Raw genomic sequence first — 20,059 nt, forward strand, 5'->3', positions numbered from 1 at the left:
TCCCCGTGCCGTTGCGGGGCGCTACGGGGTGATGCCGCCGGCCCACACGTGCCGGGGCTCGACCTGGATGCTGGCGGAGCTGCCGTTCGGAGAGCTCAACCCCACGGTGCCCTGGGACAGCGCCTCCGCGGTGACGATGGAGTCCACCAGGATGTCCGCGTCGTGCGGGTCCATGTCCCAGACGATGACGCGCAGCTGCTCGCCGGGATGCACGAAGAGGTTGATGTTCGAGGCGTTCCAGTGGCCCTCATAGAGGTTGTCCAGCTGGGGGCTGCGGTAGACCACGCGCCCGGCCTGGTGGATCTCCACCACCAGCTCGCCGGCGCCCTCGTCCGGCTCCATCGCCAGCGCCTGGGCGGGGATCGCCACCCGGATGGACCTCAGCCGGTAGCCGATGGAGTTGGGGGTGGGCACCGAGTAGTCCTGCGCCACGTTGGTCCCGTCGTACAGCGGGAACATGTTGGCGAACATGCCGTCGGTCTTGCCCATGGCGGGGGTGATGGCGAGATCCAGCCCCGCGATGGACTGCGCGCTGAGGTTGGCCTCCCGGCGCTGGACGATCTCTCCCAGGGGGAACTCCACCATGCCGACGTCGTCGTAGAACTGGCCGTTGCCGTGCGTGACGTTCAGGCGCAGCCGGCGCTCGTCGAAGGCGTTGGTCATCACGACGAACTCCGAGTCGTAGACCACGTAGAGGCCGTTCTGGACGGGAGTCGCCAGCCGCGTCCCATCCGGCAGGGTGACCCGGACGGAGAGCGAGGGGCGGTTCTCCGGGGGAAGGCTCAGCGCCGCGTCGATGGCCCGCCGGCTGGTGCTGCCACGGCGGGGGCCCGCGTGCTCCAGCATCGAGAGCATGCGGGACAGGGCCGGGTTCATGCGGCCGACCCAGGGCTGGCCATCCGGACGGACCGGCCGCGCGAGGACCGAGTGGATCCGCACGGTGTAGGGCCGCACCTCCACGAGCGCGAGCTGCTGGGCGGCGTGCCCGCTGGTGTCCTGCCCCGAGTCGACAGCCTGGCGGTAGCCCGCGGCCGCGGCGGCGAAGTCACGCCGGGACATTCCCGACTCGGCCAGCCCCATGCCGCTCGCGTAGCGCGCCAGCGGTTCGGCCCGTCCACCGGGGCGCATCTTCAGCGCGGCCACGTAGCGCTCCTCGGCGCCGCCCCAGTTGCGCTGGGCCAGGGCCTGGTCGCCCTCGAGGGCGAGCCGCTCGTACTCGGCGGCGCGCCAGGCCTCGTACTCGCGATTCAGGGCGTCGAGCTTGCCCTGCTTGGAGGAGTCGATCGACGCGGCCACGGAGAGGGCCTCCACGGCCTCCGGGTAGGCCTTGCGCTGGCGCAGGCGCTCCGCCTCGGCGTCCGCCATCGTGGCGAGGCCCGGGCGGGCCTGCTCCACGGCCTGCGTCACACTGGGATCATTGGAGAGGCCCCGGGCGCGCTCGATGAGCTCGAGAGAGAAGCGGAACTTGCCCCGCTCGGCCTCGTCCCGCGCCTGGGAGACATGCGCCAGGGCGAGGTTCTTGGCGGCGTTGGCGCGGAAGGAGGAGATCTCCATGTTCCCGCCGTCCAACTGGAGCGCGAAGTCGGACTCGCCCACCGCGCAGCTCCAGTTGTTGGAGGCCGCGCAGGCCTGGGCCTTCCGGTAGGCGTCGTCGATGGCCTGCCGCTTGGCGTTGTTGAACTTCTCCTTCAGGACCGCGGAGTCCGGCTCGTTGGCGAGCGCCGCGCTGTACTGCTGATAAGCCGCCCGCCAGTCTCCCAGGGCCGCGGCCTTATCGCCTGCCTTCTCGTGCGCGACACACGCTGTGAGCAGCAGCGCGACGATCCAGGCTCCTACGAATTGCTTCCTCATCCCACCTCCGAAGTGCCGCGGCAGTGTAGTCGACTCCCGGACTTTTCGCGTATTCGGAGCCAGGGGCGTGGGGGCCAGGAGGGCAAGCGGGCAAGCGCATGACGCGGGTCGTCCAGGGTAGAACGCGCGGCATGGACCTGGAACTCAAGGGCAAGGCGGCGCTGATCACGGGCAGCAGTCGTGGCATCGGGCGCGCCATCGCCGCGGCGTTGGTGCGCGAGGGTGCGCGGGTATGTCTGAGCGCCCGGGGCGTTGAGGCGCTGGATCAGGCGGCCGAGGAGCTGCGCGCGGCGGGCGCCGAGGTGGCCACGGTGGTGGGAGATGTCGCCACCCCCGAGGGCGCGGCGGCCGCGGTGGAGGCGGCGGCGCGGGCTTTTGGCGCGCTGGACATCCTCGTGAACAACGTCGGGGGGAGCGGGGGGGCGGGCTCGTTCGAGCAGGCCACCGCCGTCCAGTGGAAGGACGTGCTGGACCGCAACCTCATGGCGGCCGTCTGGTGCAGCCAGCACGCCGTGGCGCGGATGCGCGAGCGGGGCGGCTGCATCGTCCACATCAACTCCATCTACGGCCGCGAGTATGCCTCCAGCGCTCCCTACACCGCCGCGAAGTCCGGGCTCACGGCGCTCACCAAGGAGATGGCCGTCGACCTGGCCCGCTACCGCATCCGCGTCAATGGTGTTGCCCCCGGCTCCATCTTCTTTCCTGGCGGGAGCTGGGACCGGCGCCAGAAGGCCCAGCCCGAGAAGGTGGAGAAGATGCTGCGCGAGGAGATTCCCTGGGGCCGCTTCGGCGCTCCCGAGGAGGTGGCGGACGTGGTCGCCTTCCTCTGCTCGGAGAGAGCACGCTGGGTGACGGGAGCCACGCTCCCCGTGGATGGTGGACAGGGGCGCGCGTTCTGAAGCCGCGCCCTGTGTGCCTGGCTCAGGGCTGGGCGACCGGTGAGCCCGCATCCGTTGCGGAAGCGGCCGGTGCGGCCTCCATCACATCCTCGGGACGGGAGGGCAGCTCGGACAGCCGGGCCGAATCGACCTCCATGACCTCGGTGCCGGCGCCACGGACATAGACCGTCCCCATCTTGTCCAGCACCTCGCTGCCGATCCACAGCCGCGCCAGCTCCTTGCCGCTCGCATCCAGCAGCGAGACCCCGCGTGAGGACTCGGTGATGCCGTAGGTCTCCCACTTCTTCGGCTTGGCCTCGCCGTAGGCGGACGCCTTGAGCGTGTGCAGGGTCTTGAGCAGCGAGGCCACTTTCAACACCTGGGCCATGCCGGCCTGGGGCGCCTGCACCCGCCAGCCATCCAGCGTCCCGGCATCGGGGTTCATGTGAGCCAGGACGATGGGCGCCGCACTGCCGCCCGGGTGGATGACGAGGCGCTTCACGTCCTCGATGCGGAAGGCGAGCACCGTCTTGTCGCGCAGCTCCGCCAGGTTGACATCCAGCAGGTGGAGCACGGCTTCCGGCATCTCCGCGAGCAACACATTCGAGCCCTGCTCGCGCAACGCGTACACCTTCGTGCCCGTCGCGTCCTGCTTCAGGGAGAAGCGCACGCGCACCGGCTCTCCCGAGGTCAGGGTGAAACGAGCATCCACCAGGGGGGTGTCCAGCCCCAGCTTCGTCCGCTCCTCGGCCGAGTCCGTGGGAAAGGCGAGGGCCCGCTGGTCCTTCAGCGACTGGATCAGCCGCTTGACCCGGTCCGCATCCGCGCGCTGGGCCGAGGGCTTCGTCAGCCGCCAGGAACCAGTCGCCTCTCGCTCCAGCGCATAGGCGCCTGTCTTCGCCGTCACGTCGAGGGCCTGCACGTGGGTTGGGTCCAGCCCCAGGAACTCCTTGTCGCGCAGGGCATAGATGTCCTTCTCCAGCGCGTAGCGCACCGAGCCTTCCGCGGCGTACACGCGCGCGTCCCCCTCGCGGCGCACGTACACCGAGCCGTCGAAGGTGTTCTCGATGCCGCCGTACAGCGTCACCGTGCGCTGGCGCGCGGGATCCTCCTTCCCACCGCCGGAGGCATCCGGGGCGTAGGCCTTCGCCGTCACCATGAAGACGGGCGGTTTCAGGCCGTACTTCTCCAGGTCCGCGTCGGTGGGGGCCTCATCCACGGTGGTCTTGAACTTCGCGGACTGGAGCTGGCTGGTGATGGCGTCCACCACCCACTTCTCCGCCTTGGCCGACACCGGAGAGGTGAGGCGCCAGGTCTCCCCCTGCCGCTCCAGCGTCGCGGTGACGCCCTTGGCCTGCACGCTGAGCTGCGTGAAGACGAGCGCCGCGGTGCCGCCATCCTTCGTGGCCTCGTCAGGCTCGGGCGTGGCGAAGATCTTCTCGTGCTGCTCCATGCGCTCGAGCTCGGCGGTCTCCGGCTTCATCACGCCGAAGTACGCATAGAGGGCGAGTCCCCCGCTGATGACGGTGAGGGCGAGCAGGATGACCAGGTTCTTCTCGGTCTGTTTCACTTGTTGCGCCTCGTCAGCCAGATGGCCAGCCCCAGGCCCATCAGGGACAGGGGCAGCAGGTCGGTGGACACGAAGCGGATGCGCTCCAGCATGACGCGGTCCATCTGCAGCGTGGACACCTCACGGTCCGGCGGGCGGATGGTGATCTTCTCCACCTGCTTCGTCGCCCAGGCCAGGGCGTTCATCACCAGGTTGCGGTTGGCCTCGTGGCCCCAGTTCGGGTCCAGGAGGATCTCCGAGTCACCCACCACCACCATGCGCGCCTCATCGAAGCGCTTGTCCTGTGCGTCCCGGGTGTCCCGGGTGACGGCGGCCACCAGGGTGAGCTGGCCGGACTTCTCGCCGTCGGTGAAGGAGGCGTCCGCCTCTGGAGTAGTCTCCACCCAGGCATAGGGGGAGGTGAGCACCACGGCCTCGGCGCGGACTCCGGGAGCCATGCCCTGGCGCAGCACCGTGAGGCTGCGCGCGACGGGGAACTCGATGTTGAGCTTGCGCTGCTGCAGCGGCGCCGTCAGCTCGTGCTTGCCGTAGAACAGGGAGACGATGACGAAGGGGTTGCCGCTGTTGAACTGCGGATCGGCGACGATGCCCTTGTCCACCTCCACGCCGTGCTCGGACAGCAGCGCGTCCAGGCCGGCCTCCACGCCCGCCTCCGCGAAGTAGAGCATTCGTCCTCCCGACGCGAGGTACGTGCCCAGGGCCTCGGCCTCCGGCGCCGTGTAGGGCGTCTTCGCGCCGGCGAGGATGAGCAGCGCGGCGTCCCGTGGGACCTCCTTCTTTCCGGCGAGGTTGAGCTCCTCGGAGGTGTAGCCCTCCTGGAGCAGCTGCTTGCGGAACTCGGAGAGGCTGGCGCCCGGGTCTTTCGGCGTGCCGGCCTCCTGCTCCAGCGGCCACTCCCCGTGGCCAGAGAGGAAGTACACCTTCTGCGAGCCCACCGAGCTGAGCTTGATGAGGGCGTTGGTCAGCTCCTGCTCGGAGATGATGCCCAGGGTGGTGTGCGCCTCGTTGGCGCCCTCGCCGCGCACCAGCACTACCGTCGCCTGTCCCTCCTTGAGCTGGTACTTCGCCGCGAGGTCCGGGTTGCGGCGCGGATCCTTGAAGCTGTACTCGAACTTCTCGGGCGCCTCGGCGGCGTAGCGCTGGAAGAGCTGCTCCAGCGTGTCGTAGCCGGGGTGGCTGGCGGGCAGGAAGCCAATGGCGCGGACCTTGTCCTTGAGCCCGGTGAGCGTGGCGCTCGTCTGGGGCGCCAGCGTGAAGATCTTCTGCTTCGTCAGGTCCCAGCTCTTGTTCTTCTTGAAGGCGATGTAGTTGACGGTCAGCAGCCCGCACAGCGTCACCACCGCCAGCAGCACCGTGGTACCGAAGAAGAAGCTGGAGCGGCGCGAGGCGAACTGTCCGAACTGCTTGAAGTTGGTGGCGAAGTACGCGGCCAGCAGCGCCAGGCCCAGGACGGCCTTGGTGGCGGTGAGCACCAGCGAGCCCGAGGTGAAGAAGAGCGTGGCAGGGCTCGACAGCAGCAGCAGCAGTCCGAACGCACCGAGGATCTTGCCGAGATGGGAGGTCTTCATGCCTTACGCCCAGCGCTGCGCTTCCACGGTGCGGTGGGTGAGCAGCAGCGAGAAGAAGATGACGGAGAGGAAGAACACCAGCGCCTTCAGGTCCAGCACGCCCTGGAGCAGGTTCTGGAGCTGGGAGTCGAAGGCCAGGTAGCCGATGAAGGAGCGCATCGGCTCCTCGGTGCCCTGGGCCAGGGTGCGCAGCAGCATCCACGGCAGCAGCACCACGAAGGTGAGCAGCGCGGCCACCATCTGGCTCTCGGTGAGCGAGGAGATGAACATGCCCACCGCCATGCAGGTGGCGCCCCACAGCAGCACCCCGCCGTAGCCCAGCAGCACGGTGGGCCACTCCAGCACCACGCCCGACTCGCTCGCCCCGAAGGCCGACAGGGTGAGCGGGAAGACGATGGTCAGCCCCAGCGCCGTGGAGATGATGCCCAGCCCGCCCAGGTACTTGCCCAGCACCAGCTCGATGGGGCGCACCGGCGTGGTCATCAGCAGCTCGAACGTCTTGTTGCGCTTCTCCTCGGCGAACAGCCGCATGGAGAGGAAGGGCGCCACGAAGAGGGTGATGATGAGGATGCTGCCCCAGAGCTGGACGACGACGCCGTCGGTGAGGTTGCGGTAGGCGCTCAACTCCGGGGGGAGCTGGTTCCAGCCGACCGACTGCGCCCACTCCTGGGCTTGCTGGAAGCTCTGCAGCAGGCCCATGAAGAAGAACGAGGTGATGGCCACGATCGCCGTGAACACCGCGTAGGCCCACGGGGTGGTGAAGTAGATGGACAGCTCCTTGCGAGCAATCGCCAAGGCGGTACGCATGGGGAAATCCTCTCGACAGTCGCGGGGGCGCCGCTCAGGCGGCGGTCAGCTTGATGAAGATCTCCTCGAGCGAGACGTTCTCGGCCTGGCCGTGTACCGAGGCCAGCTTCCGGATCTCGTCGTAGGCGACCATCTTCCCCTGGTTGATGATGAGCACCTTCTCACACGTCATCGTCACCTCCGGCAGGATGTGCGTGGAGAGGATGAGGGTGTGCTTGCCGGCCAGGCCCTTGATGAGGGCGCGGACCTCGGCGCGCTGGGCGGGGTCGAGGCCCTCGGTGGGCTCGTCCAGGATGAGCACCGGCGGCGAGCCCAGGAGCGCCTGGGCGATGCCGACGCGCTGCTTGTAGCCCTTGGAGAGGTTCTGGATGATGCGCCCCAGCACATCCGTCACCCCGGTGAGGCCCGCCACCCGCTCCACCTCGGCCTTCACCGCGTGGCCCGGCAGCCGCTTCAGCGAGGCCACGAACTTCAGGTACCCGTGGACGGTCATCTCCGGGTAGAGCGGCGGAGTCTCCGGCAGGTAGCCGATGCGCCGCTTCACCTCCAGGGGCTGCTCGAAGACGTCGAAGCCCGCCACCCGGGCCATGCCCGCCGACGGCGGCAGGAACCCGGTGAGGATCTTCATCGTCGTGGACTTGCCTGCTCCGTTGGGCCCCAGGAAGCCGAGGATCTCCCCTTCATTCACGGTGAAGGAGAGGCCATCGATGGCAACCCGGTCTCGGTAGCGCTTCGTGAGGTTCTGGACCTCAATCATCGGCATGGGGAAGGCTCCTTCGCGGAAGTCTTCGACCAAAGGCTACAGGCCGTGTCAAGAAGTCGGCCGCTCGGGCGGCAGGCGTGTTCCCGGGGTTGGCCAGCGTCCTGCATGAGAGCTTCTCGGTGTGGTTCTCCGGCCACGCCCAACAGGGTAGCGAGGCGGTTATGCCAATCGTGGTGCAGAAGTACGGCGGCTCCTCGGTCGCCGATGTGGAGAAGATTCGCAAGGTGGCCCAGCGCGTGAAGGCGAAGCGCGAGTCGGGCTACCAGGTGGTGGTGGTGGTCTCCGCCATGGGAGACACCACGGACGAGCTGCTGGCGCTGGCCAAGCAGGTGTCGCCGGACCCGCCCCGGCGCGAGCTGGACATGCTGCTCACCTGTGGCGAGCGCATCTCCATGGCGCTCTTGTCCATGGCGCTGCAGGAGCAGGGGGTGTCGGCCATCAGCTTCACCGGCAGCCAGAGCGGCATCATCACCAACGACACGCACTCGCAGGCGCGCATCGTCGAGGTGCGCCCCTACCGCCTCTTCGAGGAGCTGGAGCGGGGCAAGGTGGTCATCGTCGCCGGCTACCAGGGCGTCTCCTATAAGAAGGAGGTGACGACGCTGGGGCGTGGCGGCTCGGACACCACGGCGGTGGCGCTGGCGGCGGCGCTCGAGGCGGAGGCGTGTGAGATTTACTCCGACGTGGACGGCATCTTCAGCGCGGACCCTCGGGTGGTGCCGGACGCGCGCAAGCTGGAGTCGCTCTCGTATGACGAGATGCAGGAGCTGGCCAGCGCGGGCGCCAAGGTGCTCAACGCCCAGGCGGTGGAGTTCGCCAAGGCCAAGGGCATCGTCATCATGGCCCGCACGGCCCACGCACAGGGCACGGGCACGGCCATCCAGGAGCTGTCGGTGGGCTCCGACACCCGCGTCAAAGGCGTGACGGCGGAGCAGGAGATGGCGGTGCTGTCGGCGGCCTCGGAGCGGGTGCGGCTGCCGGAGCTGCTCGAGTTCCTCGACGCGCGGGGCGTGCGCGGGCGGGCGCTGAGCTGCGATGGACTGCTGGGCCGGGAGCCAAGGGTCTACATCGCGGTGCCGCTGCAGGACGTGCATGGGCTGGACGTCCTGCGCAAGGACCTGAGCGTGCGCTTCGGGGATGCGGTGTCCCTGCAGGAGCAGGTGGGCACCGTCACCTGCGTGGGCGCCGGCATCAACGCGGACTGGTCCTACCTGCACCGGGCGGTGCTGGCCGCGGAGCAGCTGGGCGCGAAGGTCCACGCGGTCCACACCTCGCCGCTGCAGCTCTCGTTGCTAGTGGACAAGAACCACCTCAAGCCGCTCACGGCCCGTTTGCACCGCGAGTTTCTGGGGACGTGACACCGGAGTCCTCCGGAAGCCGCATCCACACCCCACGGAAGCGCTTGAGGGACGGGTCCTTCAGGCGCTTGCACTCGACGCCGTCGAGCAGGGCCGTCCCGTCGTCGCTCAGCACGAGGATCTCCTCCTGGTCCTCGGGGGAGACGAAGGCCTCGGGGTTGAGGCCGGTGAAGTCCGCCGCAGAGACGGGCACAGGGGCGTCGTCACCGCCGCGCCACGTGAACAGCCGGGAGGAGGCCTCGCTGGCGACGGCTCCCGCGATGATGAGGTAGCGCCCGCGCCACCACGAGAGCGAGCGGATGCCCAGCCCCTGGAGGTCCAGCAGCGTCGGCGGGCCGAAGCGGGCCGCCTGGCCCTGCTCGATGATCTCCTTGGGGTTGAGCACGGGGATGGCGAGCGCCTTGCCCTGGGGCCTGGGGTTGCGGAAGCCGATGAGCAGGGAGTTGCCATCCGGCATCGCCGTCATGCCTTCGATGTTGAGCCCGCCTTGTTCCTTGGGAGCGAGCTTCGAGGCCTCGGCGAGCCCCAGCGAGCCCAGCCGCGGGTCCGCGAGCAGGTCCTCCAGCAACTGCGTGTAGGGCCGTCCCGCGAACTGCAGGGGCGTTCCTTCCTTCGGAGGCGTGGTGGCGAAGAGCCGGAAGCGGCTCGGCTGCTCCTTGCCGGAGCTGTTGCGGCCGTGGGACGAGAGCCAGAAGTCGAGAGCGCCCAGCTCGGTGGCCGCCTCGATGTCGACCTCGGGAGGCCGCTTCTTGGCGGGCAGCTCGAGATGGGGAGACAGGTCCACGCTGTAGAGGGGCTTGCCTCCACGGCGGCCGTCGTAGACCCGGAGGATGTTGTCCTCGTCATCGCCCACGATGAACCGGCCCCCTTCCAGGGCCACGGCGCCCGAGGCGTCACAGCCTCCCTCGAAGACGAGCGTCGCGAGCCCCGAGGCCTCTGAGCCAGGAGCGCTGGGACCCGGCGCATGCGCGCTACGCGTTCCGCAACCGAGGCTCAGGAGGAACAGACCTGCGAGCAGCGCGGGGAACCCCTGGATGCGATACGCGGACCTCGGCACGACTCTTCACCTCCGGAAGCGGGTGCGAGCGTCCCCGCTAGCACAGCGGCAGGAGAGGGACTACCGCTTCAAGGCAGCAGGCCGGGAATGGTGCCGCCAGGCCGGGCCTCGATGTGGAAGCGAACCGTGCCGGGGTTCGGCCCGAAGACGGGCGCGGGGAAGACCCAGGGCGCCACCCAGTACCCCGAGCCCGGCGCCGGGAACGCCGTCTCCGAGGAGTCCACCCACGCCCGTTGCGCCACCTCGGGCTCCGGGAGAGCGAGCGGGGGAGCGTCGAGCCCCAAAGAGATGCCCTCGGGAATGACATCGGGGTGGGCCTCTGGCCGCATGGACTCCTCGATGCGGGCGAGGCCCTCGTCGCGCACCTCGCGCTGTCCGGTGGCGCAGGCCCCCAGCAGGCCCAGGGCCAGCACCGCACCACCTCGGAAACCGTGCGTCATGCGCGCATTCATACCCCAAACCTTCACCTTGCCGGGGCCGGGCGCAACGGAAGGCGACCGAGCCATCACCGGGAGCCTCGGCGGGCGGCGACGCTCAGACGTGGGCCTCGCGCGGGTCCACGGTGGAAGAGCCGGGGCCTTTGGGCGGAGCGGGCTGTCGGCGGCGTTGCCGGGCCCGCGCCTGGAGGCTCGCGATGACCGCGGTGCCGATACATCCGACGATGACCGCCACCGAGACGAGCGGCGGCACGTGGATCCAATGATCGGGAACGATCATCTTCAATCCCGCGAACGCCAGCACGGCGGCGAGGCCGTAGTGCAGATAGCGCAGCTCCGTAATCACGTGCGCCAGCGCGATGTACAGGGCCCGCAGGCCGAGGATGGCGAACACGTTCGAGGTGTAGACGATGAAGGGCTCATGGCTCACCGCGAGCGCGGCGGGCACCGAGTCCACGGCGAACGCGATGTCGGTGAGCTCGATGGCGATCAGCGCCACCAGGAGGGGAGTCGCTACGCGGCGTCCATCGCGCCGCACGATGAACCGCGCGCCTTCGACCACGGTTGTCACGGGCAGCCGTCGCGCGAGCCAATGCACCAGCTTGCTGTCGCGCTTCTCCGCGGGATCCTCGCGCGCGACGCGGAAGGCGGTGAAGAGCAGGATGAAGCCGAAGACGTAGACGACAGCATGCCAGCGCTGCAGCGCCTCCACGCCGGCGAAGATGAAGAGGGCCCGGAACACCAGCGCTCCGAAGATGCCCCAGAAGAGCACCCGCCGCTGTTCGTCCTCGGGGACCGAGAGGCTGCGGAAGATGACGAGGAAGACGAAGAGGTTGTCGAGGCTCAGGCTCTTCTCGATGAGCCAGGCGCCCAGGTACTCATGCGCGGCCTGGCTGCCGTACGCACGCCAGACGAAGAAGCTGAAGCCCAACCCGAGCGCGATCCAGCCGACGCTCCAGGCGATGGCGCTGCGCTTCGACTCACCATGCTTCTTGCGGTGGGCGAGCAGGTCAACGACGAGCAGGACCAGGACGAGGGCGCCGAACCCGACCCACGCCAAGGTTGGAACCTGGATCTCCATCTCCCACCGTGCAGCCCCTTGCTGGGGGGCGATGCGAGGAAGGTATGCATGGGTGGGCTCGCGCTGCCCTCCCTGCCTGCTCTCCGAGGGGCCGGGCTTACTAGATGGGAGGAGGGATGCGCGTGGCGCGCCGGACGATCTCCGCGCCCAGGTCGTGCAGGGGGACCACCTGCGGAGACAGCCCGGCCTGGATGACCGCCCGAGGCATGCTCCCGATGATGCAGGTATTTGGATCCTGGACCATGAGCTGCCCACTGACCTGGTTCACGGCCTGACAGCCCTTCAGCCCGTCCTGGCCCATGCCCGTCATCACCACGGCCAGCACGCCCGAGCCGTAGACCGTGGCGGCCGAACGGAAGAGCACGTCCACCGCCGGGCGGCAGGAGTTCTCCGGCGGCCCCTGATGCGTGGCCAGCCGCACCATGGGCCCGTCCCGGACGACCGTCAGGTGGTAGTCCCCGGGAGCGATCCAGATCTGCCCGGCGCGCACCATCTCCCCGGGCGTGGCCTCGCGCACCTGGAGCCGGCAGACCGTGTTCAGGCGCTCGGCGAACAGCTTCGTGAAGACTGGCGGCATGTGCTGGGTGATGAGCACGGGTACCGGGAAGTCGGCCGGGAACTCAGAGAGCACCTCCGTCAGCATGTTGGGGCCGCCCGTCGAAGCGCCGATCGCCACCACCGCCACGCGGGGCAGCCGGGGCTGCACCTTCGGAGGCTCGGGAATCCCACGTGGGGCGATGGCGGGCTGCGGCTCCTGCCGGCTGCGCGCGTGCAGCGCCTTGATCTTCGCGATGAGCTGCTCGCGGGCCCGCTCCAGGACAGGAGTGCCCCCGGACGAAGGCTTGGTGATGTAGTCGCTGGCACCCAGCGCCAGCGCGTCCAGCGTGAGGTTGCCGGCGCTCTCCGTCAGGGCGCTGAACACCAGCACCGGCAGGGAAGGGGCCTGCTTGCGCAGCGCCTTGAGCACATCCATCCCACTCAGGTCCGGGATCGCCAGCTCCAGCACCAGCACGTCCGGATGGAGCTGCCCCACGCGCTCGAGCGTGATCCGGCCCGTGGAGGCGGTCGCCACCACGTCCAGATCGGGGTCTGCCCCGAGCATCTGGGAGATCTCCCTCCGGGCGACCGCTGAATTGTCCGCCACCAGGATACGGATGGGAGCCATGGCCTAAGGTCTAGGTTCCCAGCGTAGCGCGAGCCGGGGGGCTCCGAAAACCCGGGTAATACGGTAAGCCTGTCCACCAAGCCTGCTCAGGGCTTTCCGGGCCCCCAGAGTCAGGGATGACTCCCCTCGCGAGGGGAGTCAGGCGCCTCAGCGGCTCGCTCGCATCCCCGCCGGAGGGGGCTGGGTGCGCGACTCCATCTCCTGGCGCGCGTGCCGCCGATCCGGCGTGTCCTTGGGCAGCTCCACGAAGGTACACATCTCGCACAGCCGGCTGTAGATGCGCTCGCCCACGCGCTCGCGCAGCAGCTCCGCCTCGCGCACCGCGTGCTTGGTGTCCTCGGTGGCGTGGTAGCCGGACACCGTGCGCACGTTCTTGCGCTCGTAGGCGAGCGAGTAGTTCGTCGCGAACAGGGTGGTGCGGTGGGCGTTGTAGCGCCGGGCGATCAGCTCATCGAGCGTCTCCATCTCGAAGGGGCTGCCGCGGCCCTTTCCCAGCTCGTCGATGGCCAGCACCTCCACCTCGGACAGGGGACCGATGATCTCCCCACCGCTGCGGCCCTCCTGGAAGCCGCGACGGATGGTGGCGTAGAGCAGGGAGATCTCCACGTAGCGGGCCTGCACGCCCACCTCGAGCACCAGGTGCGCCAGCGTGGCGCCCAGCAGGTGCGTCTTGCCCGTGCCCACCGGCCCGCTCAGGACGAAGCCCTTGTTGGGGCCCGCCTTGTCGAAGTGGTGGGCGAAGTGCATCGCCACGCTCCGGGCTCGATCCTGCTCCGGCTTGGCGGGGCGGAAGTTGTCGAAGCCCGCGTGGGCCACCACACCGGGCATGCCCACCTCGTTGTAGCGGGCCACGCGCTTGGTGCGCAGGGTACAGGCGCAGGGCGCCAGCACCTCGTACTTCCGAGTCCCGACCTTCTTGCTGAAGGTCTCCTCGCGTTGGACGAGCAGGTGCCCCCGCCCACCGCACACGCTGCACTCGGCGGAGCACGCGCAGATGCGCGCATGCGCCCGGTCTCCCTGCCGCTCGATGACGTAAGTCCGCCCCCCGCACACCCCGCACGCACCGCCGCTGCCCTTGATCCCCATGTCGCCGCGATCCATAGCAGCCCCACCGCCAGCCAGCCCGCTGGGCAAACGTTCAGGTGTTCCCATCTCCCTAGACCTCTTTCATCTCCAGCGCGCGCCGTACGAGCGCCATCAGCCGGAAGCGCCGGGACAGCCGCCGCGAGCGCGAGGACATGCCCCCTCCCTCCGCGCCTTCGGCCCGAGACTCCCGCCACAGCCGCGAGCGCTCGGCGAAGGGCAGGGCACGCAGCAGTCCCAGGAACGTCAGGGCCTCCTGCAGGTCCAACCGCGCTGGCTCAGCAGGCACCGAGGCGAGCACTGTCTCCAGCAGTTGCCCTACCCGTGGGGACAGCTCGGGACGTCGCTCGGCCAGCTGCTCCAGTGTGGCCCTCAAGCGAGCGTGCCGCGTCTCCTCCCAGGTGCGGCTCCGGCGGCGCTCAGCGGGGGCCTCTCCCGCGCCCGCGCTCCGATCCAGGTACTTCTTGATCTCCGCCTCCACCTGGCGCTTGCAGGCGCGCAGGCTGCGCAGCACCGGCTCTCCGGGCCGCGCGTCCCACAGGGCCTTCTCCGCGGAGCGGGTGATGCCTCGGGCCACCACCTCATAGGGAACGCCTTGGCGGGCCCAAGACGTCAGAAGCTCGGTGTCCAGGGCGGAGAGCATCAGCCCCCCGCCGCGCACCGCGAGAAAATAGTCCTGCACCAGCTCTTCGAAGCTGGCGCCTTCGGGCAGGAGGCTCATGAGTCGGAACGCATTGAAGGGTAGAGCAGCCAGGCAGACAAGCGCTACCCCTCCCATACCCTGGGGGACCGACATGGCAGCCTACCCAACGCATTCCGCACAGCCGTTCTGGAAGTTTTTCGGGGGGCGCTCCGGATCAGAAGCGGCCGAGCAGGTTCAGTTGACCGACCCCAAAGAGCCTGCGCATAGTGGCGCCCCTCGAATGGAAATTCCTAAAGAGTCCCGGCTACTTGCCCGACAGGCAAGCGTTCAAGACCGGATGCTTCTGCATAGGAGAGCCATGCGTCGCTCGCTCCTCATCGGTCTCTTGGTGGTGGCCTCCACGGCTGCCGCCCAGGGCAAGAAAACGCCTCGTGAGGCTGACCTCGGCAAGAAGTCGGCCACCACCATTGACAAGTCCCTCGCGGGCGACATCTCCCGCAAGAAGGACAAGGAAGCCGATGCCCCGGCCCTCCAGTACGACCAGTTCCGACTGGGAGTGGAGGTGCAGGTGGCATCCAAGCGACGCGAGCAGATCGAGTCGCTTCGGAAGATCATCGCCCTGTCGGCCGACCAGGCCGAGCAGCCCAGCCTGCTGTTCCGCCTGGGCGAGCTCTACTGGGAGGAGTCGAAGTTCTTCGAGTTCGAGGCGAACCGGAAGGACGACGACCTCATCAAGGCGATGAACCGCAATGACTCCGCGGCCCAGCAGCGCGCCAAGGCGGAGAAGGCGGAGCTGACCGCCAAGTCCAAGGAGTACGGACGCTACGCGGTCGAGCAGTACACGAAGATCATCCAGGAGTACCCGAAGTTCGAGCGCAGCGACGAGGTGCTCTTCTTCCTGGGCAACTTCCTGATGGAGGACGGCCAGGACAAGAAGGCCCTGGTGGCCTACAAGCGCCTGCTGGAGAAGCACCCCAAGAGCAAGTACGTGCCGGACGCGTACCTGGCCTTCGGCGAGTACTACTTCAACAACTCGAAGGGGAAGCGCCCCGAGCTGGAGCGCGCCCTGCAGGCCTACACCAAGGCGGCCGAGTTCACCGAGAGCCAGAACTACGCCTTCGCCCTCTACAAGCAGGGCTGGTGCTACTTCAACATGGGCGATTACGCCCAGGCGAAGGACAAGTTCAAGACGGTGGTGCTCTACGGCGAGCTGGCCGGCGCCAACGCGGTGGAGAAGGACGGCGGCAAGAGCGGCAAGAACAGCCTGGTTCGCGAGGCGCGCGCCGACTACGTGCGCACCTACGCCCGCGAGGGCGACGTGATGCAGGCCCGCGACGACTTCAGCAAGGTCGCCACCAAGCCCGAGGACCGCTTCGCGATGATGAAGCAGCTCGCGAACCTCTATTACGGCGACGGTAAGGACCGCGAGGCGGCCATCACCTTCAACGCCCTCATCAAGGAGAAGCCGCTGTCGCCCGAGTCTCCGGGCTTCCAGGCGAAGATCGTCGACTGCGTGCTGCGCATGGGCAACAAGGAGCGCACGGTGTCGCAGGTGCGCCGCCTGGTGAAGATCACCAAGGAAGTGGAGTCCTCGGGCATCATCAAGGAGGACAAGGACAAGAAGCTGCTGGATGAGGCCAACGAGCTAGCCGAGCGCACCCTGTCCAACCTCGCCGTCACCTGGCACAACGAGGCCAAGAAGACGCGTGACGAGGAGACGTTCCGCTACGCGGACGCCATCTACAGCGACTACCTCACGCTCTTCCCCGAGAACCCCAAGGCGTACGACATGCGGTTCTTCTGGGCGGAGTTGCTCAACGACAACCTGAACAACTACGAGAAGTCCTCGGTCAACTACACCCTCGTGGTGCTCCAGGACGCGAAGATCCTGGATGCCAAGGACGAGAAGGGCAACCCCAAGCCCGGCAAGCCCGGCAAGTGGCTGCCCAACGCCGCCTACAACGCGGTGCTCGCCTATGACGAGGTGGTGAAGACCGCCGAGGAGAAGGGCACCCTCAAGCCGCCCGCCATCGGCGACGCCAAGCAGAAGCTGGCCATCCCCGAGCCGCGCAAGGGCCTGCTGGATGCGTGCGAGCGCTACCTGAAGTACCTGCCCAAGGGCGACAAGCGGGTGGAGATCTCCTTCAAGGCCGCCAACATCTACTACCGCTACAACCACTTCGAGGACGCGGTGGCGCGCTTCAGCGACATCGCGCTCAACCACCCGGACCACAAGTTCGACAACGGGGACCGTGCGGGCGAGGTGGCCGCCAACCTGGTGCTCGACTCGTACAACCTGCAGAAGGACTACGCGAAGGTGAACGAGTGGGCCCGCAAGTTCTACGCCAACGACAAGCTGGCGGTGGGCAAGTTCCGCGAGGACCTCTCCAAGCTCATCGAGCAGTCCTCGTTCGCGCTGGTGGCCCAGCTCGAGGAGAAGAAGCAGTTCGCCAAGGCGGCCGAGGCCTACCTGACCTTCGTGAAGGACTTCCCGTCGACGACCATCGCCGACCAGGCGCTCTACAACGCCTCGGTGGACTACTTCAAAGCGAAGATGCTGGATAAGGCCATCGAGGTGCGTCAGGCGCTCATCTCCCAGTACCCGCGCAGCCGCTTCGTGCCCGACTCCATCTACGCCAACGCCGAGGCGCTGGAGGCCATCGGCGACTTCGAGCAGGCCTCCAACACGTACGAGCTGTACGTGAAGGGCTACGAGCGCAGCGTGAACGAGAAGGGCGCGCCCAAGGCCAAGGCCAAGCCCAGCAAGAAGGGCAAGAAGGACAACGGCCCCGAGGAGAAGGTCGTGGCGCAGAAGTGGGAGGAGGCCAAGGCGCAGGTGGCCCTCTTCAACGCGGCCACCTACCGCGAGGGTCTGGGCCAGTACAAGCAGGCGCTGCGCAACCGCGAGCGCTACCTGGAGCTGTGGCCGAAGACCAAGGACGCCGAGCAGATCTACCTGTCCATCGTGACGCTGCACGAGAAGAGCGGCGCCTTCGGCAAGGCCATGAAGATGCTCGAGGACTACGAGCGCGACAACATCCGCTCGCCCAGCAAGGTGCTGACGGCCGAGGGCCGCATCGCCAACCTCTTCGAGAACAAGCTGCGCAAGCCCAAGGACACCGCGCGCCTCTACGGCCGCATCTTCAAGTACTACGACGAGCTGCCCAGCCGCGTTCAGAAGAGCCTGGAGAAGACGGCCGTGGCCCCGGTGGCGCGCGCCCACTACCTGAACAACGAGCTGGACTGGCGTGAGTACCTGCGCCTGCGCCTGTCGTGGGGCAAGCCCGCCAGCCCCGACAAGTTCAAGGCCTCCATCGCCGACAAGAGCCGCGCGCTGGACGTGGTGCAGAAGAAGTACATCCAGACGGTGGCCTTCGGCGCGCCCGAGCCCGCCATCTGCGCGCTGCACCGCATCGGCTTGGCCTACCACGAGTTCGCCGACAAGGTGACCAACGCGCCCATGCCGCCGGGTATCGACCCCGAGACGGAGCAGGCCATCCGCGACGAGTTCGCCAACCAGGCCCAGCCCCTCAAGGCGAAGGCCACCGAGGCCTTCGCCAGCGCGGTCGCCAAGAGCCAGGAGCTGGACTTCTTCAGCGACTGCACCCGCGAGAGCCTGAAGATGCTGCGCTCCACGTACGCCCCGGAGCAGTTCCCCGAGGTGCATGAGGAGAAGGTGGCCCTGAAGAAGGGCGCGGACCTGGCCCTCGGCGGCGATCTGCTGGCCGCCATCCAGGATGTGCCGGCGCCCGTGGTGCAGGACGAAGCCGCGCAGCAGGCCAAGACCGAGGCGATCCAGGAGGATCTCACGGACCTGACCCGCAAGCTGCGTGAGCAGACCGCGACCGATGTGAGCTCGAGCCCTGCCACCCAGGGAGGCACGGGGCCCAAGAAGGCGTCCGCCGAGGACGAAGAGCCGGAGGACTTCCTCTAATGATGAACCGTAAGCGTATCCTCCATTCCGCGCTGTTCATGGCGACCGTGGCCCTGGTGGCCACCGGGTGTACCTCGTCCACGGCCACTGGCCCGACGGGGCCGAAGACGAACGTCACCAATGCGCAGGGGCCGGCCAAGGATCCCGAGCCGGTCTCCATCTCCAACCGCGCCAAGGTGCTGTTCGATGACGCGGTGAAGGCGATGGATGCCCAGAAGAAGGGCAAGGCCGTCGACTACCCCTCGCTGGAGCGCAAGTTCAAGGCCGCCATGGATGCGGACCCGAACCTCGCCGAGGCCGACTACAACCTGGGCGTCATCGCCGAGCGCCAGAGCAAGAAGGACGAGGCCAAGAACTGGTACAAGTCCGCGCTGAAGAAGAAGCCCTCGCTGCGCCAGGCCTCCGAGAACCTGGCCGTCATGGCGCAGAACGAGGGCGACATCGCCGGCGCGGTGACGCTGTACCAGGACGTGCTCAAGCGCTTCCCGGACGACGCGGCCAGCCGCGCGCGCCTGGCGGAGATCTACCGGCAGACGGGCGACCATGACCGCGCGATGGAGTTCTCCCGCGCCGCGCTCATGCGCGAGCCCCAGTCCACCACCGCGCTCAAGGTGATGATGCGCAGCTACCTGGACCGCAAGCAGCTCGCCCTGGCGAAGCTGGTGGCCCTGCGCGCGGTGAAGATCGACGCGAATGATCCCGAGCTGCACCACACCGTGGGCCTCATCCTCCAGCAGGAGGGCGACGCGGACGGGGCGCGCCTCGAGTTCAAGGCCGCCCTGGAGGCGCGTGGCGACTACGTCCCCTCGCACATCGTCCTGGCGCAGATGGCGCTCGAGTCCGAGGACTACCCGGGCGCCGAGGAGCACCTGCGGAAGATCCTCCAGGCCGGTGGCAAGAGCGCCGCGGCGCACCTCAACCTCGGCGTCGCCTTCAAGGGCCAGGGTCAGTTCGACAAGGCCATGCAGGAGTATGACGAGGCGGAGAAGCTCGATCCGAAGCTGGCCGCCATCTACCTCAACCGCGCCATCATCCTGCACCGCGCGAAGGACGCCCCCGAGCGCGCCGTGGAGCTCTACAAGAAGTACATCTCCATGGCTGGCGACGAGGTGGCCCTGAGCGCCGATGCGCCGGTCTTCAACCTGCTGCGCGAGGCGGAGGCCGTCATCCAGGCCAAGGCCGAGGCCAAGTCCGCCGAGGAGCAGGCCAAGCAGATGGAGGCGCTCCAGGCCAAGCAGCAGGCCGAGATGAAGAAGGCCGAGGATCAGCAGAAGGCTCAGGGCGGGCAGGGTGCCGCGCCCAACCCGGCCGCCAACGCCTCCGAGCCTCTCGAGGATCCCACCGCGGACGTCGCGCCCAAGTCTCCGGAGCCGGCCAAGAGCGGCTCGGGACAGAAGAATCCAGTCGCGGCGGATCCGGGCGAGCCCGAGGACGACTTCTAGCTGTACGTCTGTGAGCGCTGGGGCGGCCTGGGTGTGGCGGGGCCGCCTCGAATGATGCGAACCTACGAATCCTGATTAACTGGAAGCGCGGAGGCAGTGATGCGGAAGCTTCTGACGGTGTGCATGGTGTTGGCGGTGGCCCCGGCCTTTGCTCAGGACGAGGGCGGCAAGGGCGGCGGCGAGGGCAACGTGCGCTACTCGAAGACCACGACCATCGACTTCGAGGACGACACCATCGAGGGCGATCTCACCAAGCCGGACGGTGAGTACGTCGAGGCGCGCAAGAAGGTGAAGCACTCGAACCTCATCCGTATCCGCGAGGATTTCGAGGACAAGGTGATGCAGTCGGTGGGAGAGCTGTAACCGCGAAAATTCGCGGGAACCTTCTGCCGAACGCGGTGTCTGTACCGCGAGAAAGTCTA

16 protein-coding genes are annotated in these 20,059 nt (G+C 68.0%); 5 read left to right on the forward strand and 11 right to left on the reverse strand.

Translation table 11 applies throughout. The features are described 5' to 3' along the window. Positions 1 to 21: 21 nt before the first annotated feature. A complete protein-coding gene (locus tag SYV04_RS25640; protein ID WP_321548523.1) occupies positions 22 to 1,851 on the reverse strand; it encodes a hypothetical protein in 1,830 nt (609 codons plus the stop codon). A 131-nt stretch (positions 1,852 to 1,982) separates the two neighbouring features. Here SYV04_RS25640 and SYV04_RS25645 point away from each other — a divergent pair, with 131 nt between their 5' ends. Continuing rightward, positions 1,983 to 2,750, forward strand: coding sequence for an SDR family NAD(P)-dependent oxidoreductase (locus tag SYV04_RS25645; protein WP_321548714.1), 768 nt, complete (start codon positions 1,983 to 1,985; stop codon positions 2,748 to 2,750). Positions 2,751 to 2,772: 22 nt separating this feature from the next. On the opposite strand, the gene SYV04_RS25650 is transcribed toward SYV04_RS25645, so the two are convergent. The 4 genes from SYV04_RS25650 to SYV04_RS25665 are packed head-to-tail and all read right to left on the reverse strand — an operon-like array spanning position 2,773 to position 7,431. Beyond that, complete coding sequence (locus SYV04_RS25650; protein ID WP_321548524.1) at positions 2,773 to 4,299, reverse strand: DUF4340 domain-containing protein; 1,527 nt, start codon at positions 4,297 to 4,299, stop codon at positions 2,773 to 2,775. Next, the gene (locus SYV04_RS25655; protein WP_321548525.1) at positions 4,296 to 5,867 is read right to left on the reverse strand and encodes a GldG family protein; all 1,572 of its coding nucleotides are present in this window, start codon (positions 5,865 to 5,867) and stop codon (positions 4,296 to 4,298) included. The genes SYV04_RS25650 and SYV04_RS25655 overlap by 4 nt, the downstream gene beginning before the upstream one ends. A 3-nt stretch (positions 5,868 to 5,870) precedes the next feature. Continuing rightward, positions 5,871 to 6,674 (reverse strand): ABC transporter permease, encoded by an 804-nt coding sequence (locus SYV04_RS25660; RefSeq protein WP_321548526.1) that lies wholly within the window; start codon positions 6,672 to 6,674, stop codon positions 5,871 to 5,873. 34 nt (positions 6,675 to 6,708) lie between these two features. Further along, a complete protein-coding gene (locus tag SYV04_RS25665; RefSeq protein WP_321548715.1) occupies positions 6,709 to 7,431 on the reverse strand; it encodes an ABC transporter ATP-binding protein in 723 nt (240 codons plus the stop codon). Between the two features lie 167 nt (positions 7,432 to 7,598). On the opposite strand from SYV04_RS25665, the gene SYV04_RS25670 reads away from it, so the two are divergent. Beyond that, positions 7,599 to 8,795: an aspartate kinase gene (locus SYV04_RS25670; RefSeq protein WP_321548527.1), complete on the forward strand. Its 1,197-nt coding sequence runs from the start codon at positions 7,599 to 7,601 to the stop codon at positions 8,793 to 8,795. Here the strand turns inward: SYV04_RS25670 and SYV04_RS25675 are convergent. The 6 genes from SYV04_RS25675 to SYV04_RS25700 form a co-directional block, all read right to left on the reverse strand. Continuing rightward, positions 8,758 to 9,852 (reverse strand): DUF3616 domain-containing protein, encoded by a 1,095-nt coding sequence (locus SYV04_RS25675; protein WP_321548528.1) that lies wholly within the window; start codon positions 9,850 to 9,852, stop codon positions 8,758 to 8,760. The genes SYV04_RS25670 and SYV04_RS25675 overlap by 38 nt on opposite strands. Positions 9,853 to 9,920: 68 nt before the next feature. Then, positions 9,921 to 10,292, reverse strand: coding sequence for a hypothetical protein (locus tag SYV04_RS25680; RefSeq protein ID WP_321548529.1), 372 nt, complete (start codon positions 10,290 to 10,292; stop codon positions 9,921 to 9,923). Between the two features lie 94 nt (positions 10,293 to 10,386). After that, entirely contained in the window at positions 10,387 to 11,349 is a 963-nt protein-coding gene (locus SYV04_RS25685; protein WP_321548530.1) for a TerC/Alx family metal homeostasis membrane protein, read from the reverse strand. Positions 11,350 to 11,470: 121 nt separating this feature from the next. After that, positions 11,471 to 12,535: a protein-glutamate methylesterase/protein-glutamine glutaminase gene (locus SYV04_RS25690; RefSeq protein WP_321548531.1), complete on the reverse strand. Its 1,065-nt coding sequence runs from the start codon at positions 12,533 to 12,535 to the stop codon at positions 11,471 to 11,473. A gap of 147 nt (positions 12,536 to 12,682) precedes the next feature. Further along, on the reverse strand, positions 12,683 to 13,636 hold the full coding sequence (locus SYV04_RS25695) for an ATP-binding protein (RefSeq protein WP_321548532.1): 954 nt from the start codon (positions 13,634 to 13,636) through the stop codon (positions 12,683 to 12,685). 55 nt (positions 13,637 to 13,691) lie between these two features. Continuing rightward, the gene (locus tag SYV04_RS25700) at positions 13,692 to 14,339 is read right to left on the reverse strand and encodes a hypothetical protein (protein WP_321548533.1); all 648 of its coding nucleotides are present in this window, start codon (positions 14,337 to 14,339) and stop codon (positions 13,692 to 13,694) included. A gap of 280 nt (positions 14,340 to 14,619) precedes the next feature. On the opposite strand from SYV04_RS25700, the gene SYV04_RS25705 reads away from it, so the two are divergent. From SYV04_RS25705 to cglF, 3 genes are all read left to right on the forward strand, one after another. Further along, positions 14,620 to 18,195, forward strand: coding sequence for a tetratricopeptide repeat protein (locus SYV04_RS25705; protein ID WP_321548534.1), 3,576 nt, complete (start codon positions 14,620 to 14,622; stop codon positions 18,193 to 18,195). 2 nt (positions 18,196 to 18,197) lie between these two features. Further along, a complete protein-coding gene (gltE, locus tag SYV04_RS25710) occupies positions 18,198 to 19,637 on the forward strand; it encodes an adventurous gliding motility TPR repeat lipoprotein GltE (RefSeq protein ID WP_321548535.1) in 1,440 nt (479 codons plus the stop codon). Between the two features lie 99 nt (positions 19,638 to 19,736). Further along, positions 19,737 to 20,000, forward strand: a complete 264-nt coding sequence (gene cglF, locus SYV04_RS25715; protein WP_321548536.1) for an adventurous gliding motility protein CglF — start codon at positions 19,737 to 19,739, stop codon at positions 19,998 to 20,000. Positions 20,001 to 20,059 lie beyond the last annotated feature (59 nt).

This window comes from Hyalangium ruber (assembly GCF_034259325.1).
Taxonomy (GTDB): Bacteria; Myxococcota; Myxococcia; order Myxococcales; family Myxococcaceae; genus Hyalangium_A; species Hyalangium_A rubrum.

Bases quoted from the DNA above. Each gene is read 5' to 3' on its own strand.
- SYV04_RS25665 (WP_321548715.1), bottom strand. From the start codon at position 7,431: ATGATTGAGGTCCAGAACCTCACGAAGCGCTACCGAGACCGGGTTGCC.
- SYV04_RS25645 (WP_321548714.1), top strand. From the start codon at position 1,983: ATGGACCTGGAACTCAAGGGCAAGGCGGCGCTGATCACGGGCAGCAGT.
- SYV04_RS25695 (WP_321548532.1), bottom strand. From the start codon at position 13,636: ATGGATCGCGGCGACATGGGGATCAAGGGCAGCGGCGGTGCGTGCGGG.
- SYV04_RS25705 (WP_321548534.1), top strand. From the start codon at position 14,620: ATGCGTCGCTCGCTCCTCATCGGTCTCTTGGTGGTGGCCTCCACGGCT.
- SYV04_RS25700 (WP_321548533.1), bottom strand. From the start codon at position 14,339: ATGAGCCTCCTGCCCGAAGGCGCCAGCTTCGAAGAGCTGGTGCAGGAC.
- SYV04_RS25660 (WP_321548526.1), bottom strand. From the start codon at position 6,674: ATGCGTACCGCCTTGGCGATTGCTCGCAAGGAGCTGTCCATCTACTTC.
- SYV04_RS25640 (WP_321548523.1), bottom strand. From the start codon at position 1,851: ATGAGGAAGCAATTCGTAGGAGCCTGGATCGTCGCGCTGCTGCTCACA.
- SYV04_RS25655 (WP_321548525.1), bottom strand. From the start codon at position 5,867: ATGAAGACCTCCCATCTCGGCAAGATCCTCGGTGCGTTCGGACTGCTG.
- SYV04_RS25690 (WP_321548531.1), bottom strand. From the start codon at position 12,535: ATGGCTCCCATCCGTATCCTGGTGGCGGACAATTCAGCGGTCGCCCGG.
- gltE (WP_321548535.1), top strand. From the start codon at position 18,198: ATGAACCGTAAGCGTATCCTCCATTCCGCGCTGTTCATGGCGACCGTG.
- cglF (WP_321548536.1), top strand. From the start codon at position 19,737: ATGCGGAAGCTTCTGACGGTGTGCATGGTGTTGGCGGTGGCCCCGGCC.
- SYV04_RS25670 (WP_321548527.1), top strand. From the start codon at position 7,599: ATGCCAATCGTGGTGCAGAAGTACGGCGGCTCCTCGGTCGCCGATGTG.
- SYV04_RS25680 (WP_321548529.1), bottom strand. From the start codon at position 10,292: ATGACGCACGGTTTCCGAGGTGGTGCGGTGCTGGCCCTGGGCCTGCTG.